The 14426-nt window shown below is 66.4% G+C and carries 16 protein-coding genes and 2 pseudogenes; 7 read left to right on the top strand and 11 right to left on the bottom strand.

What is annotated here, in order from left to right; translation table 11 throughout:
• On the bottom strand, positions 1–1085 hold a 1085-nt coding region (locus tag AB0D66_RS33175; RefSeq protein WP_362310897.1), incomplete at its 3' end, for an ABC transporter permease subunit.
• A 966-nt stretch (positions 1086–2051) separates the two neighbouring features.
• On the opposite strand from AB0D66_RS33175, the gene AB0D66_RS33170 reads away from it, so the two are divergent.
• Together AB0D66_RS33170 and AB0D66_RS33165 are read left to right on the top strand one after the other, a co-directional pair.
• Positions 2052–2381 (top strand): WhiB family transcriptional regulator, encoded by a 330-nt coding sequence (locus tag AB0D66_RS33170; RefSeq protein ID WP_362310896.1) that lies wholly within the window; start codon positions 2052–2054, stop codon positions 2379–2381.
• 233 nt (positions 2382–2614) lie between these two features.
• Positions 2615–2791: a hypothetical protein gene (locus AB0D66_RS33165; protein ID WP_362310898.1), complete on the top strand. Its 177-nt coding sequence runs from the start codon at positions 2615–2617 to the stop codon at positions 2789–2791.
• Positions 2792–2914: 123 nt separating this feature from the next.
• On the opposite strand, the pseudogene AB0D66_RS33160 reads toward AB0D66_RS33165, so the two are convergent.
• Positions 2915–2965, bottom strand: a pseudogene (locus AB0D66_RS33160) (hypothetical protein); the annotation flags it as partial.
• 595 nt (positions 2966–3560) lie between these two features.
• On the opposite strand from AB0D66_RS33160, the gene AB0D66_RS33155 reads away from it, so the two are divergent.
• Positions 3561–5081, top strand: a complete 1521-nt coding sequence (locus tag AB0D66_RS33155; protein ID WP_362310895.1) for a hypothetical protein — start codon at positions 3561–3563, stop codon at positions 5079–5081.
• A gap of 149 nt (positions 5082–5230) precedes the next feature.
• On the opposite strand, the gene AB0D66_RS33150 is transcribed toward AB0D66_RS33155, so the two are convergent.
• The 8 genes from AB0D66_RS33150 to AB0D66_RS33115 form a co-directional block, all read right to left on the bottom strand.
• Positions 5231–5398 (bottom strand): hypothetical protein, encoded by a 168-nt coding sequence (locus AB0D66_RS33150; protein ID WP_362310894.1) that lies wholly within the window; start codon positions 5396–5398, stop codon positions 5231–5233.
• An 85-nt stretch (positions 5399–5483) separates the two neighbouring features.
• Positions 5484–5663: a hypothetical protein gene (locus AB0D66_RS33145; protein WP_362310893.1), complete on the bottom strand. Its 180-nt coding sequence runs from the start codon at positions 5661–5663 to the stop codon at positions 5484–5486.
• A 169-nt stretch (positions 5664–5832) separates the two neighbouring features.
• Positions 5833–6117 carry a hypothetical protein gene (locus AB0D66_RS33140; protein WP_362310892.1) on the bottom strand — a complete coding sequence of 95 codons (285 nt, stop codon included), beginning with the start codon at positions 6115–6117 and terminating at the stop codon, positions 5833–5835.
• Positions 6118–6596: 479 nt separating this feature from the next.
• Positions 6597–6908, bottom strand: coding sequence for a hypothetical protein (locus AB0D66_RS33135; RefSeq protein WP_362310891.1), 312 nt, complete (start codon positions 6906–6908; stop codon positions 6597–6599).
• A gap of 957 nt (positions 6909–7865) precedes the next feature.
• Entirely contained in the window at positions 7866–8336 is a 471-nt protein-coding gene (locus tag AB0D66_RS33130; RefSeq protein WP_362310890.1) for a hypothetical protein, read from the bottom strand.
• Positions 8333–8500, bottom strand: coding sequence for a hypothetical protein (locus tag AB0D66_RS33125; protein WP_362310889.1), 168 nt, complete (start codon positions 8498–8500; stop codon positions 8333–8335). The genes AB0D66_RS33130 and AB0D66_RS33125 overlap by 4 nt, the downstream gene beginning before the upstream one ends.
• A gap of 184 nt (positions 8501–8684) precedes the next feature.
• Positions 8685–8954, bottom strand: coding sequence for a hypothetical protein (locus AB0D66_RS33120; protein WP_362310888.1), 270 nt, complete (start codon positions 8952–8954; stop codon positions 8685–8687).
• 302 nt (positions 8955–9256) lie between these two features.
• Complete coding sequence (locus tag AB0D66_RS33115; RefSeq protein WP_362310887.1) at positions 9257–9388, bottom strand: hypothetical protein; 132 nt, start codon at positions 9386–9388, stop codon at positions 9257–9259.
• 431 nt (positions 9389–9819) lie between these two features.
• Here AB0D66_RS33115 and AB0D66_RS33110 point away from each other — a divergent pair, with 431 nt between their 5' ends.
• The 3 genes and pseudogenes from AB0D66_RS33110 to AB0D66_RS33100 all read left to right on the top strand — a co-directional run.
• Entirely contained in the window at positions 9820–10284 is a 465-nt protein-coding gene (locus AB0D66_RS33110) for an Rrf2 family transcriptional regulator (protein WP_362310886.1), read from the top strand.
• Between the two features lie 138 nt (positions 10285–10422).
• Positions 10423–11619 carry a globin domain-containing protein gene (locus AB0D66_RS33105; protein ID WP_362310885.1) on the top strand — a complete coding sequence of 399 codons (1197 nt, stop codon included), beginning with the start codon at positions 10423–10425 and terminating at the stop codon, positions 11617–11619.
• A gap of 27 nt (positions 11620–11646) precedes the next feature.
• Positions 11647–12088: pseudogene (locus AB0D66_RS33100) on the top strand (IS701 family transposase); the annotation flags it as partial.
• A 113-nt stretch (positions 12089–12201) separates the two neighbouring features.
• Here AB0D66_RS33100 and AB0D66_RS33095 read toward each other — a convergent pair.
• A complete protein-coding gene (locus AB0D66_RS33095; protein WP_362310884.1) occupies positions 12202–13398 on the bottom strand; it encodes an IS110 family transposase in 1197 nt (398 codons plus the stop codon).
• A 341-nt stretch (positions 13399–13739) separates the two neighbouring features.
• On the opposite strand from AB0D66_RS33095, the gene AB0D66_RS33090 reads away from it, so the two are divergent.
• Entirely contained in the window at positions 13740–13874 is a 135-nt protein-coding gene (locus AB0D66_RS33090) for a hypothetical protein (RefSeq protein ID WP_362310883.1), read from the top strand.
• The last annotated feature ends 552 nt before the right edge of the window (positions 13875–14426 follow it).

Raw genomic sequence — 14426 nt, 5'->3', positions numbered from 1 at the left:
AGGGGTTCGAGGAGGATGCCCGGGCCGCCGGCTTCTCGCCGGAGGTAGCTCCACAGGTAGTACAGACCCCACAGGATCAGGGCGGTGGTGGCGACAGCGAAGACGACGTCTCCGGTACGGCGGCGGGCGGTGTCGATCTGGAGTGGCCGGTCGTCGCGCCCCAGGACGCGGCCGGCACGTGACACGGCGGTGCGGGCTGGTTGAGTCCAGCGGGCGAGCAGGGCGGGCCAGTGGGAGCGGTGTAGGAAGTCCAGCACGTAGGAGCGTTGGCTGTCGGCTGCCTCGGCTTGTTCGTTCCTGAATCGTTCTGCCCAGGCAGTCAGAGGCCGCCAGAAGAGGAAGTTGACTCCGACGATGGTGAGCGTCATCGCCAGAATGCACCAGCAGATGCGCCCCAGGTCGCCGTCGCCGATCGCAGTACCGGCGTAGCTTCCGATTCCGGGCACAGCGTAGTCGTGACCGCTGATACTGACCGCCTCGGAGGCGACCAGCATGAACCAGCCTCCGGCGAAGCTCATCATCCCGTTCCAGACGAGGTCGATCATGCCGGCGGGGACTTCCACCCGCCAGAAACGCATCCAGCGGGTGAAGCCGAAGGACCGGGAGACCTCGTCGAGCTCCCGCGGGAGCGTGGTGAGGGTGGTGTAGAAGCCGAACGTCATGTTCCACGCCTGGGAAGTGAAGATGGCGAACACGACGGCACATTCAAGGCCGAGGAGCGACCCGGGGAAGAGGCCCGTGAAGAAGGTGACGCACACCGACAGGAAACCGAGTACCGGGACAGACTGCAGGACGTCGAGCGCGGGGATCAGAACACGCTCAAGTCTGCGACTGCGAGCGGCGGCATATGCGTAGACGAAGGTGAAGACGAGAGACGCTGCGAGGGCGAGGAACATGCGCAGGACGCTGCGGGCTGCGTAGTACGGCAGCTTCGCCGGGTCGGTGTCGACATCCGGCACGTCAGCAGGGTCGATGTTGACAACGGTTCCCCGTCCGACCTCCAGAGCCAGGCAGAACCCGACCAGCACGAGAGCGGCAATCAGGAAATCGACCCAGGACAGGGCAGGGCGGGTGGCGTTTTTCATCGTTGTCAGCGCAGCACGAGCAGACCGCTCTCAGGTGCTGAACAGCGCGTGCGTCACGTCGGACCACCCGTGCGGCGCATTGCCGAGGTAGGCCGAAGCCCTACGGCGCGGTCCGCGATCGTCGCCGCTCGTGCCCGGGGCCGAAGGCCCCGGGCACGAGGTCGGGCGGGAGTGTGTCCACCGCACTCCCGTCGACGGTCACTTGTCCAAGTGTCCGTAGAACAGGCTGCCCGGCGCGTTGAGGCCCGGGGAGTAGAAGAATCCCCGGGCTGCGCGGAGGATCTCGTGACGGATGGCGTGCTCGAAAAGTCCAGCGCATAACTATGGATTCTGAGGCCCTTCGGTCCCTCTTTTGAGTAAGCGGTGCCACTGACCTGGTCTTTTCCGTCAGGGACTGGTAGGGGCTGAAGTTCAGTCCGTCGCTCGGCTCAGTCCAGGCGCCGGGGCGCAGGCCCGGCTGGTCTCCGACACGCCCGGGTTCGCAGAGTCCCCCGGCTGGGACGTCGGTCTGTGGTTCCTTTGCCCAGTAGGCGGCGAAGGAACTGAAGGGACTAGGGAACTGATACAACGGCAGTGTCGGCGCACCACGCTGAGGTAGGCTCTGGATCTCATTCGAAAGTTCGATCCCTTCAGTCCCTCCGGGACGGCTATAGGCCGCCCTTCCCTCCCAGGGTCTGAATCAGCTGTTGGGTCCCCCGACAAGGATAAGGCCAGAGTGTCACGCCAGCGTGAGAGCAGCGCATCAGTGCCACGGGGTGTATCAGTCCCTTCGATGTCGCGATGTGGTGCGCTTCGAACGGGTGGCCCGTGCATCCGTTGGCAGCTGGTCGGAAGACACCAGCTGCATTCACCCACCCGTAGGTGTTGCTGCCGGATTCCGATGTTCCCTGCCCCGCCCGATTGGCGTACCGTCACCGAACTGTCAACGTCCCACGGTGGCGGCAGGCTGATCGGGGAGAGGGCGGCATGGGGGTGGTCACGGGTGACGACGAATGGAGCGAGCGGGCACTGTGTCGTGCTGCTGGCCCGGAAGAGCTGTTCGTCGACGGCGCGGCCCAGAACAAGGCCAAGGCCATCTGCACCGGCTGCCCGGTGCGCACCGAATGCCTTGCCCATGCCCTCGACCACGGTATCGAGCACGGAATCTGGGGTGGCACGACCGAGCGTGAACGGCGTGCTCCCCCAGGACGGCGCCAACTGGTCACCTCCTGGCGCCGCTTGCTCGAAGCCGCCCGATCGGAACATGACCGGCTCGCCCGATCCGACGAAGGACCGGCGTGGGACGCCACCGGATGACGGGCCCCAGATCAGCCCCTTTCTCTTCCGGGAGAACGATGGTGCACAGGGCCGGTCCTACAGCAGGTCCGTCTCCGCGTTGACGTACCCGAACGCGTGGGCCGTGTGCACCAGAGCCTTTCCATGATGAACATCATCCTTCCGGAACCCAAACCCCTGATCATGGATGTCCGTTAAAGTTTACGCGCGACACTATTTTGAGTCACCCTCCTTCGGATCTTGAGCGGTCCCCTTTGCTGCTGGCCGACAGAGGTCGGCGCAGGCTCGGGCTCGGGCTCGGGCGAAGGTTCCGGCTCGACGAGGTCGCGGAGGAGGACGCGGTGGTGGGAGACCAGGCGTTCGACGGCTTCGCCGAGGTTGTGCCGCACATGCCGCTTGTCTGCGCAGTGCTGGGCCCGATGGTCGGCTGAAGGACGGGCGTTCGCCGACCATAGCGGCTGGTCAGCCCCTCGACCTGCTCGGCGAAGGTCACTGTGGCCGCTGTTGTCGCAGAACAGCCGGCGCACGGACAACTCGATGAGTACCTGCTGGGTACCGACCGGAGCATCGGCGATCCTGCGTCCGTAGCGGCTGTGCACCCGCATCGACGATGCCCCGGACACGGGGCTGCCGTCCCGTCCTGCGTGCTCGCCGCGGTCCGCAGCCCGCCGCTCTCCACAACCACGCGTTCCACCAGCACCGTCACTAGGTGCGGGAACACCAACTCCAGCAAGGTCTCACCCGACCGAAGAATGACATCCAGGATGACGGAGCGTCACCGGCGCACGGCAGGACGATCTACTTCACGGAATCCGTGCCTGAGCCGAATCAGACCATCAAAGCCAAACGCATGCACGCGCAGGGCGTGCAGGCCCACTTCGCGGCCTCTCGGGCGCAGTGCCTGGCTTCCCCCTGCACGGTATATCTGCAGGGGCTGGCGCAGCCCCCACTCGTCGGCCCGAAGCTGTGACACCAGGCTCTCTCGTCGACGGACGTGGGCGTTGTGCGGCCTGACAGGCGGGCAGATGCCATGCTCGCGGCAGGGGCAGAGAGCAGGTCCCGTGCGAAGGGGCCCAGAGAAATCGCCCGTTCGGGCAAAATGTTTTGGCCATTAGTCCTGCCCCCCACCTCTCGCATAGCATCAATTCGCGATATTCACTTTTCGTCGGAACTAAATCTATTCAACCTGAGAGTGCGATCATGAGCAAAGACTCTTACTGGCTCCACTTGGCCGCCGCGGGTGATTGGGATGAAGCCGCGCTACATGTTCAAACCCAATTTGACGGGGATATCGGCGATACAGAGTATCTGAAGTCTCTCGTGTCTGGCTTGCACGTCCCGGAGGCGTCTCCCGAGGCGGCCGCCCTCCACCTCGCAGTGCTGGAGGCCACCTTTCTCGGATGCATGGGCGCGCACGATCACTGGAGATGGCTGCGCCACGCCGCTGTCGAGAAGTGGGATCTAGCTGTCGAAGAAGCACGCATCCAGCTCGAATGGGGTAATTGTAGCGAGGCAGGGCTGCAGGAACTAGTCGTAAAGCTTACGGGTTACGATATTCGGTACCCGGAAGACGCCGCCGACCAGGCGCTTAACTGGCTTCTTAAAGAGATGTGCAGTCCGGATAGATTCATTCGCGTTGCTTACGAACTGATTGAAGCTGACAGGAATCTCACCGTCGAGACGGAGCCCGCCTCCAGGCCTTCCCGGAGCAGTCCTTCCCGCAAGCGGCAAGCACAGAATGTTCGCAGGAAGGCGAAGGAAGCCTGGGAAGAAATCGAGCGAACTAGGGAGGGGGCAACAAGCAATAGTGAGGGGAAGGCTGCTGACGCTTCGCCCGAGCGCAAGAAGAAGAGTGCCGATAATTCTGCCTCTGGGGCTGATCTGACCGGCCGGCCCCAGGAGTATGCTGATTTCGAGCCCGAGGCATCCATTTCGCGCAAGGGTAGGGGCCGCGTCAGCCCCTCGAAGGGCGAGGGGCGTCAGGAGTCCAGCAAGACCAAGCATGCTGAAAAGACGATCAGCAGCACCGACCGAACTGCCATCACCAAGCTGAACTCCACTGCTCTCGACCGCTTGGCTCAGGAGGGCAAGGGAGGCGGGAACACGGCATTCGCCGTCTACCACCCGACAGAGGGCCGACCAGTCCTTCAGCTCAATGAGCTGAACACGCCGAAGATCGGGTTTACCCATACCTACTCCGGCACGCTCTCCATCTCTTCGAAGGGGACCAGAAACCCCTTCACCGCTCTCCGCCGCCGCGCCAAAAAAGAGCATGTGCGTGGAGACATAGCAGTCACGTCAAACGACCCGAACTTCGACCAGGCTGAATTCGAAGGGCTGCTGCACGGCATCACGAAGAAGACAGTTAATCGACGCTACGAATCAGCACGGACCTTCCTCACCACCGGCATAGGAACACCCGAATGGAATCAAGTCAAAGAATATGCTAAATGCCACCTTATGGGCGAGAACACGGAATTCATTGAAGCAGTCCACCGAAAGGTAGTGTCACCTGCGGAGCTATTCCGAACCTTCGTTGCCGACGATGCAGAACTGCAAGTCAATATCAACTTCGGCATCACAGAAGAACTCAAAAATAAGGACCGTGCCGGTCGTTTGGATTACACGGATTTCAATCCGGCTGTCACCGCGATAGTAAATATGCTACTCGATGACGTATCGGTCAGGAAACTCATCAAAGAACTCACCGGCGCCAAGTAACGAATCGCCCTCACTCAAGGAAACTCAGAAGAGCCCAAGGAGATGGCCGGGCAAATATTGCGCGCCCGGATCCGAAAAAGAGGGCGGGTGGAGTTATCCATGCGCACGTGATCCGGGTGTATGCGTAGAGGGCGGGCGCCTGGCCGGGGTCAGCCTTGGGCCGGGGCGGGCGGGCCGAGCTGGACGGCGGCCAGGGCGACCGCGTCACGGATGCTCAGCGCCTCGCCGTCCCGGCCGACCTCGGCCCGCAACAGCTCGGCGCGCACCAGGCGGTCGGCCAGCTCGCACTGGGAGTCGGCCAGGTTCCGGAGCCACACCGCCGCCCCGCGTAAGGATCTACAGGAGCCGCTGACCCGCAAGGCCGTCCCGCTGCGCCTCGCCCCACCCGCGCAGGCTACTTATCTACTTATCGGCCTCCGCGCCCCACTTGCCAGGGAAGCCCTTCAGGGCACGGCGTTGCTGTTCCTCGCGGGAGATCTGCCGGGCGAGGACGTCGCGGTCGATGTCCGGGTCGACGGCGGCGAGGACCAGGCACTGGAGTTCGTCCGGCTCCAGCGCCTCCACCTCCACCTCCCACTGCACCGGGTGCCCGATGTCGAAGCCGTAGCGGCGGGCGAAGGCCGGCCACCTCGGGTCGTCGCGCTTGCCCTCGGTCGCCGGGAGTCCGTACGCGCGGACCTGCTCGTCTTCTTCGCGCTCGGTATGTCTCGTGAGACATACGGCCGAGCGGGCCGGAGCCTGGATCTGCAGGTTAGCGGGGCTGACGGCCCCGACGGGGTCGGATCGGGAGGACGGTGGTTGAGACGTCCCTGGCGAGCTGCCGGCGAAGGGCTTCGTTGTCGTGGTGGAGGGCGGCGATCGCGGTGGCGGCAGCCTTGAGCTTGTTCTCCAGCAGGGTGCATTCCTGGGTCTTGGCGGCCAGCCGCTTCTTGAGGTTGGCGATGGTGGCATCGCGCTGGGACTCGCCGGGGGTGGTCTTGCCGTGAGTGGCGATGTAGGCGTCCCAATCGGCGAGGACGGCGTAGGCGCGGTTCATGGTGGCGCGGCTGACTGTGCCTCTTTGTAGAGGTTCTCTTTGGTGAGGCGTCCGTCGGTGCGTTGGGGTAGGCCTTCGAGGAGACGGGTCATCGTGCCGCCCAGAGCGGCTGCAGTCTTCGGGCTGACCTGGTCCTGAGGGGCGACGCTGGCGGGGTCGGTCACGGGCCGGTCTCTTCGCCATCGTGAGAACCCGGTTGGTGGTGTCGAGTTCGCGCTCGGCGAGCTCGCGGCGGGCTGTCGGAATGCGTGGGTTGTTGATGATCTTTAGTTGTTTGCGCCCGTGGGAGTCGTAGAAGGGCAGGTGATCGGAGGCGATCATGCTGTTGCCGCACCGGTCGGGGCGGCAACGTTCGTGAAGGGGTCCGACGTGGCCTTCGGGGACGACGGCGTTGTCCAGGCAGACGGCGCCGACGGGGTTGGCGCTGTCGGCGGTGCAGTGGTTGAGCGCGCCGAAGCGGATGTGGATGCGCGCGGTGTTCAGGAGGGTTTCGGCGGTGCGGGCGTCGCCGTTGCGGGCCTTGACGGTGGCGTGATCTTGTCGAAGGCGTCTTTGACGCGGTCGGCTCCGCCTCCGAATCCGATCTCCTCGGCGGCGGTGTGGCGCTGGTAGAGATCCTTGATCTTGCGGAACTTGGCGCTATCGAGAGCGGTTTGCAGGTATTTTGCCCAGTTCTTGTCGGAGGCCGCGTAGCCGCGGGTGCTGGCGTTGGCCAGAGCCCGGGTGGCGAGGTGCTTGAGCTGGATGCCGGTGGCAATCTCCGAACCAGGGAACTGATCGGTCATCGTCATCGTGCTGCGGAACATATGGGGTCGGGAATCTCGTCGAGCCCTGACCAGCGGCGTCCGGCGTTGACGGCTGCCACGAACGACTCCAGCATCTTGACGCCGTCGATGGTGCCGTCCGGGCCCGTGATGTGGACAGAGTGAAGACCCGATCGGGGTGGCTGGAGACGGCTTCGGCGACGGCGAGGGCCTCGGCGACCGGGTCGGCGATCCACCAGTGCTTGCCCGGGCGGCCAGCCGTTCCCTTGACCTTGGTCGATGTGATCGCTGGGGTGCTGTAGTGCTCGACGACAGACTCGCGCATGATCTCGTGGATTTCTGAGTCGCGCATCATAGACAAGCCCACAACCAGGGAGAATGCCGCCTCGCGAAGCGCTGTCTTGAGTTCGATGAGTGCCCGCGGGCCGATGCCGGGATGCCACGGGCTTGTGCTGCCGTCCGGCCGGGTGACCTGCACCAGCTCCCCGGTCAACGCGTGGGGTGTGAAGCGGCCGGCGGCCACCGCGCCCTTGATCAAAGCCCGGCGCCCCGCCGATGTCCTGCTCTGCTTGTTGGTGAGCATCGTGTCGCGGTGCCCTTCATATCCGAGGAGCAGGGTCATCAGGTGCCAGTTCACCCGTAGAGCTTGTCCCTCGACGGACGCGGAGTAGACGGGCACGTTGTTCCGGGGATCGGCCAGCCAAGCCCGCAATCGTGAGTCGGCGCCCTTGACTGAGGGCTCGGCAACCGTGCGAAGCTCGCGTAACCGCTGGTCGGCGCGAAGGATGTCGGGGGCGAAGGTGTGGATGTATACCCAGGCGGCGCGGATCAAGGGGAACCATGCCAGAGGGACCACGGGCGTGGAGATCTCAGCTGTGGTGGTCAGGTCCACGACTGTCCTGGCGCTCTGCCCGGGCCAGGGATCCCCGGCGGGCCAGGACAGGCTCAGGGCGGGCTCCACCATCGCCAGGGTCTTCAACGCGGTCACATGTCCAGCGACTGTCGCCGTGGCGATGCCGCCCGCGGCCAGGTCGCGGATGCATTGACGCAGGCTGCAGTCCAACTGCCCGGTTGAGGGGAGAAGGCGTTCTTGTGTCCCCATCGGGCCAGTGTCCTCAGGCGCGAGGCGAGCTGGATCAGGGTCTGCGGGTTTGCGGGGGCGCCGAGGACGACACCGTGCCGCAAGACGGCCGGGTGGTGCGGGTCGGACAGCGTCATGAAGAACTCGCGCGCCAGAAGATTCCAGTACGGGTCTTCCAACTCGATGCTGAAGCAGACTTTCCAGCCGCTGACGTGCACGTGGGCGGGACGCTTGAGCGAGGTGTTGAAGTCCCATACCTCCAGGTCTCCAAACACGGGACCGCTGGCGTCGGGCAGGAGTGCCCTGCCCTGGAGGACGGGTTCGTCGTCGCGGCACAGGGACGAGCGGCGCTGTTGAGGCAGAGGCCTGGTCATGCGTCGAACTCCCTGTATGCGCTCAGTGGCAGGTCCAGGGTCGCCCGCCCGGTTTCGATGTGCTCGCGGGCCTGGGCGAGCTCGGTGGGCGTACGGTCGGCGAGCACCGAACTCAGGTTCGTCCAGCGCCGCCCCCAGACCTTGTCGAGGGCCTGCGGGAGCACCTGGAACGCACACGTTCCAGGTGCTCCCCAAACAGCAGCAGCTGCGGCAGGTTGGAGGGCAGCATCCAGGCGTTTCCACACTCCAGCCAGCTCAAGGGCGCGACCGGACACAGTTCACCCGGACGTCCGAAGGGCGACTGGCGAGGGCTCTTGCAGTGGCTGACGCCCATGTCGAGCTGGCCGTTCATGATGTCCTCGGCCTCTTGGAAGGACAGTCCGGTGCCTGGAGCAGGTCGCTGTCGACCTCGCTCTCGGCGTTGGCGACGATGGTCGGGCCGTCGACCCGGTTGAGGGCTTGGTCGAACCAGTGCTGTTGAGCGGTGGCGATGGTGCGTCCGGACATGATCCGCAGCGTGGCGCCCTGCGCGTAGTGCCCGGCGAAGGTCTCCTCCGTGTGGTCATCCGCTGCCGCGCTGATCCGTCCTTCGGTGACGATGGCAGGCATCGCCGACATACGGAACTCGGTCTCCAGCGTTCCGCGCACCACGCCGCCGGCGACGTCAACTCCAGCGACGACGAACAGGTCCCGGGCCTTGCGCTCCAGGGTCCTGGCGGCAGCCCGGACGATGTCCGGACGCTCGAGGACGCAGAACAGGTCAGCGGACGCGAGCGTCTGCGGGTACGTAGAGGGTGCGGGCCTTGCCGTGTCGGGCCCTGGTCGTGACCGATGCCGCCTTGCCGACGAGCCCCGGCCGGGTGGGGAAGCCGTGTCCGAGAGGGCTTGCCCAGGGTCCCCGTGGGCTTGCCCAGCGCTGGTCAGCGGCCGACCGCTTCGGGGTAGCGTGAGCGGCGCCGGTGCGGGTCGTCGACGCCGATCTCGTACCAGGGCTCGCCGGGCTGGAGCCGGGGAAGGGTGTCGGTCCACACCGCGATGGTGATGCCCTGCACGGCGGGGTGAGCGCCTGAAGGCGGTTGTCGAGGAGATGCTCGGCCTTGCCGGCCAGGGCGACGTGCAGCCGCGGGAAGGTGGTGGAGCGGGTGTAGCGGTGGCACGGCCAGAAGGGGTACGTGCCGCCGGCTAGCGAGGACAGGGGGAAGCCCACATCCAGCACGTCCTGACGGCCATCGCCGTGAACATCGAGCGCCTCAGCGGACTCCCGCCAACCGAGGAAGCCTCCACGCCCCGTCGGCCAACCGCCTTCCAGAATTACCTCGACCAACGCGAGCTACCCCGGCCGAAGTCCTGGCGAACCCTGGGCACCTAACCCGGGCCCTCCGAGATCTCGGACAGAGTCAAGCTAGGGCCCCGACCGTTTCAGCCATCCATGCGATGGCACGGTTAAATTGCAATTGGGATGCAAGTTTTCTACGCTGGGCCCATGCGGCTGACCCGATTCACCGACCTCGCTCTGCGCGTCCTGATGCGCCTGGCCGTCGCGGAGGCGGACCTCCCGACCACCCGCGACGTGGCGGCGACCATGGAGGTCCCGTACACCCACACCGCGAAAGTGGTCGCCAGACTGCAGCACCTCGGGCTGGTCGAAGCCCGCCGCGGCCGCGGCGGCGGCCTCGCCCTGACCCCCGCCGGGCGCGCCGCCTCGGTGGGCGGGGTGGTCCGCGAACTGGAGGGCGCCGGCGACGTCGTGGACTGCGACGGGACCACCCCGTGCCCGCTGCGCAGCGCGTGCGTACTGCGCGGGGCGTTGCGCCGGGCCCAGGATGCCTTCTTCGCCGCCCTGGACCCGCTGACGGTGAACGACCTGGTCGCAGCCCCGACGGGGCCGCTCCTGCTGGGCATTTCGGGCGGATCGCCGGGACCGGAAGGCCCTGCGAAGGCCTTTTGACCGGTTCGCACCGGCACCGGGCCCGCATAGCCTGACCCCCGCACCCGTCTTCGAACGCAAGTCCGCACCGTGACGGACACCCGCGCACGCGCGCAAAAGTTCCACTTCTGCCCTCCACCCCGACCCGAGGAGTCACCGATGCTTTCCGAGAAGTCGACCGCGACCGTACGAGCCACCCTGCCCGCCGTGGGTGCGGCCATCGGCGACATCACGGAGCTCTTCTACAGCAAGCTCTTCGAGGCCCACCCCGAACTGATCCGCGACCTCTTCAACCGCGGCAACCAGAACGCCGGGCTCCAGAAGCAGGCCCTCGCCGGCTCTATAGCCGCCTTCGCGACCCACCTCGTCGAGCACCCCGAGACCCGCCCCGACGTGATGCTGAACCGCATCGCCCACAAGCACGCATCCCTCGGCGTCACCCGCGAGCAGTACCCGGTCGTCCACGAGTACCTCTTCGAGGCGATCGCGGAGATCCTCGGCGAGGCCGTCACCCCCGAGGTCGCCGAGGCCTGGGACGAGGTCTACTGGCTGATGGCCAACGCCCTCGCCACCATCGAGGAGCGCCTCTACGCCGAGCAGCAGGTCCTCGCCGGCGACGTCTGGCGCGAGTGGACGGTCGCCGCCCGCGTCGAGGAGACCGCGGACTGCACCACCTTCCACCTCACCCCGGCCGACGGCGCCCCCGCGCCCGGCTTCAAGCCCGGCCAGTACGTCTCCGTCCAGGTCGAACTCCCCGACGGCGCCCGCCAGATACGCCAGTACAGCCTCTCCAGCGCCCCCGGCTCCCCGGTGCGCTCGATCACCGTCAAGCGGGTCCACGGACCGGCCGCCGCCGGCCCCGACGGCGAGGTCTCCAACCACCTGCACGCCGAGATCCGCACCGGCGACTCCCTGCGCGTCTCGACCCCCTACGGTGACCTGGTCCTCCAGGACTCCGCCTCGCCGGTGGTCCTCGCCTCGGCCGGCATCGGCTGCACCCCGATGCTCTCGATGCTGGAGCACCTGACCGACACCGCGCACGCGGCCCCCGTCACCGTCCTGCACTCCGACCGCTCCCCCGCCGACCACGCCCTGCGCACCGACCACCGGGCCCTGACCGGCAAGCTCGCCGACGCCTCCGCGCACTTTTGGTACGAGGCCGACGCCGAGCCGGGCGACCACGAGGGCCGCTTCGACCTCACCGCCGTCCCGGTCGCCCCGGGCACGAAGGCCTACCTCTGCGGCCCGCTCCCCTTCATGCGGGCGGCCCGCGAGCAGCTCATCGGCAAGGGCGTCGCTCCCGCGGACATCCACTACGAGGTCTTCGGCCCCGACCTGTGGCTCGCCTCGGCGTGAGCCGTGCGCCGCGGGCTTGAGGGGTGCGCCTCCCTGGCCGCAGGTCTCGGGCCGAAGGCATTCACCACCGTGGCTTGGCGGCAGGGCACCCGAGGCCGGCTGAAGTTCGGCTTAGCCGCCGTGCGCGTCCGACCCGCCAGCAAAGCCGTTGGGCGTCCGATCAAAGCCGCTGCTTCCTCTGGAAGGCTGAAGCTCCCAGCGTAACTGGCTCTCCAGCCTCCGCGCCGACACCCCGATCACCGAGCTGGTGCGGTTGGCCAAAGTCTGCTGGCGGCGCATCGAACACGACTACCGAGAACTCAAGCACGGCCTGGGCCTGGACCACTTCGAGGGACGGTCGTGGCCGGGCTGGCACCCCCACGTCACCCTAGTGACCGCGGCCCAGGCCGTCCTCACCGGACAGCGACTGGCCCCAAAAGTCCCAGGACCGGCATCACCCTCTACCAGACTCTCGACGCCCTCCAAAACTCCTGAGGTGCTGGACCGGCATCTGCACCACCTGCCACCCATCCCTCCCCAACAGACCACACACCACCCAAAGATCAACAACCACCTACTGAGGATGGAGTCTCAATGACGGAGTCAAGCCGCTTGCGTGACCGGCGGGGCGGAGGTGAACAGCCTTCCGTCACGCAGCAGGGCCCACAACACGCTCGCTCGTCGGCGGGCCAAGGCGATGACGGCCTGGACGTGTTTGCAGCCCTCTCCTCGTTTCTTGAGGTAGAAGTCCCGGTTCGACCCTCGCGCATCATGCTGGTCTGCGCGGACATGTAGAACACCCGTCGCAGACGGCGGCTGTAGCGCTTGGGACGGTGCAGGGTTGCCGGTGCGACGCCCGGAGTCACACGGGACGGGCACCAGTCCGGCAGCAGAGGCAAGGTGGCCGGCATCGGCGTAAGCAGACAGGTCACCGGCCGCGACGATGAACTCGGCTCCGAGTATTGGGCCCATGCCGGGCAGGGACTCGATGATCTCCGCCTTCGGGTGGCTGCGGAACGTCTCATGAATCTGCTTGTCGATCCGCTTGAGGCGGTCGTCCAGGGCCAGGATCTGCTCGGCCAGGTCGGCGACGATCTGCGCGGCCACGTCCTCTCCGGGCAGCGCGGTGTGGTGGGCCTGCGCCGCCTCCAGCGCGGGTGCGGCGACCGCGCTGGCGCCGCGCACGCTGCGGTTGGCCAGCCAGGTCGTCAGCCGGGCCCGCCCTCGGCGGCGGATCGCGGCCGGCAGCTGGTAGCCGGTCAGCAGGACCAGCGCGCCCTTGTGCGAGCTGTAGTCGAAGGCCCGCTCCAGGGCGGGGAAGACACCGGGCAGCACGTCGCGCAGGCGATTGATCATCCGCACCCGAACGGCCACCAGGTCGGAGCGGTGGGCGGTCAGAAGCGCAAGATCCGCTGCCAGCTGGGCGGGCACGTCGATGGCGGCGAAGTCCTTGCGGTGACGGGCGGTCTCGGCAATCACGTAGGCGTCGCGAGCGTCGGTCTTCGCCTCGCCCCGATAGTCCCCGGACATGCGGTTGACCGTGCGGCCAGGCACGTAGACAGCCTGCTGGCCATGGGCGGCGAGCAGGGCCAGCAGCAGCGCGGAGGACGTGCCGGAGATGTCCACCGCCCAGTGGACCTCGTCGGCCAGGCCCAGGATCTCGCCGATGGCGGTCATGATCACTGACTCGTCGTTATCGACCTTCTGCGACCACAGGGTCGCGCCCGTCCCGTCGACCACTGCCACCCAGTGATGGCCTTTGCCTGCATCGATGCCCACCCGGGCCTGCCGCTCACTCACTTGCCCCTCCTCGTTCCGCACAACTTGCCGTCGGCCCGAGGAACACCCCGCTGTCGTCTCCGTAATCAGCGACCGCACGAAGCGCGCACATCTCAATCAGCAGCCACGGCACCCCGAAGAGCCAGGCGGCAACTCCATCCAAGCCACTGAAGGCAGAGCGTCGTCAGCCACACCCGGCCCTCCCGGGCCGGCCGCCTAACAACTTACGGAGTGAATTAGGTTGTTTCCTTCCTCTAAGGAGTCATCCGATGGGTACGACGACGGGTCACACGATCGGGATGGCTGGTGGCGCGTCGCTTGCGAGGGGCGATGAGACCGCTGAGGGTGCAGGTGTGAAGTCGATGCCCGCATCCGAGAACGGTCTGTCGGTCGAGCTGCTGGAAGAGCTGGCCGCCCTCGCAGCGGAGAAGACCGCGTCCGGCGGTCTGCGGCTGATGGGCGAGGGCGGATCCTGCCCGACCTCGCGCAGCAACTGATGCAGGCCGCGCTCGAGGCGGAGATGGACTGCACCTGGCCGATGAATCGGTCCGGGCCGGCGGCCGCGGCTCGCGTTCGGGCGGCAATGCGCGCAACGGGTACCGGGTGAAGAAAGTGATGACCGAGGTCGGGCCGGTGGTGGTGAACGTGCTGTCGGCGTACTCGTGAGAGTGGCTCTGGCGAGATTTGCGTAGGCGGAGATCATTTCGGCGATGCAGTCGGTCGACCCGCAGTGCGGGCAGCCTGTGACTGTGCTCTGTTGAAGTGGTCAGTCTGTTACCGCAGTTGTCTGATGTGTTGGTGATCTCGGTCGAGGTCTCTGATGCTGTCGTGGTGGTCCGTGCGTGTACGAGATCCGGTGTTCCTGCGGGATGTACGGGGTGCGGACAGCTCAGCGTGTGGTGCCATAGCCGCTATGCACGGCGCCTTTCCGACGTCACGATCGCGGCCCGGCCTTTGCTCGTCGATTTGTCCGTACGCCGTCTGTACTGCGAGAACACGACCTGCCCGAAGGTGACCTTCGCCGAACAGGTGCCGGGGCTGAGCGTCCG

It is taken from the genome of Streptomyces sp. NPDC048270, assembly GCF_040652335.1.
Classification (GTDB): Bacteria; Actinomycetota; Actinomycetes; order Streptomycetales; family Streptomycetaceae; genus Streptomyces.
The sequence above is the reverse complement of the archived record's forward strand: the minus strand, read 5'-3'. Positions and strand labels throughout refer to the sequence as shown.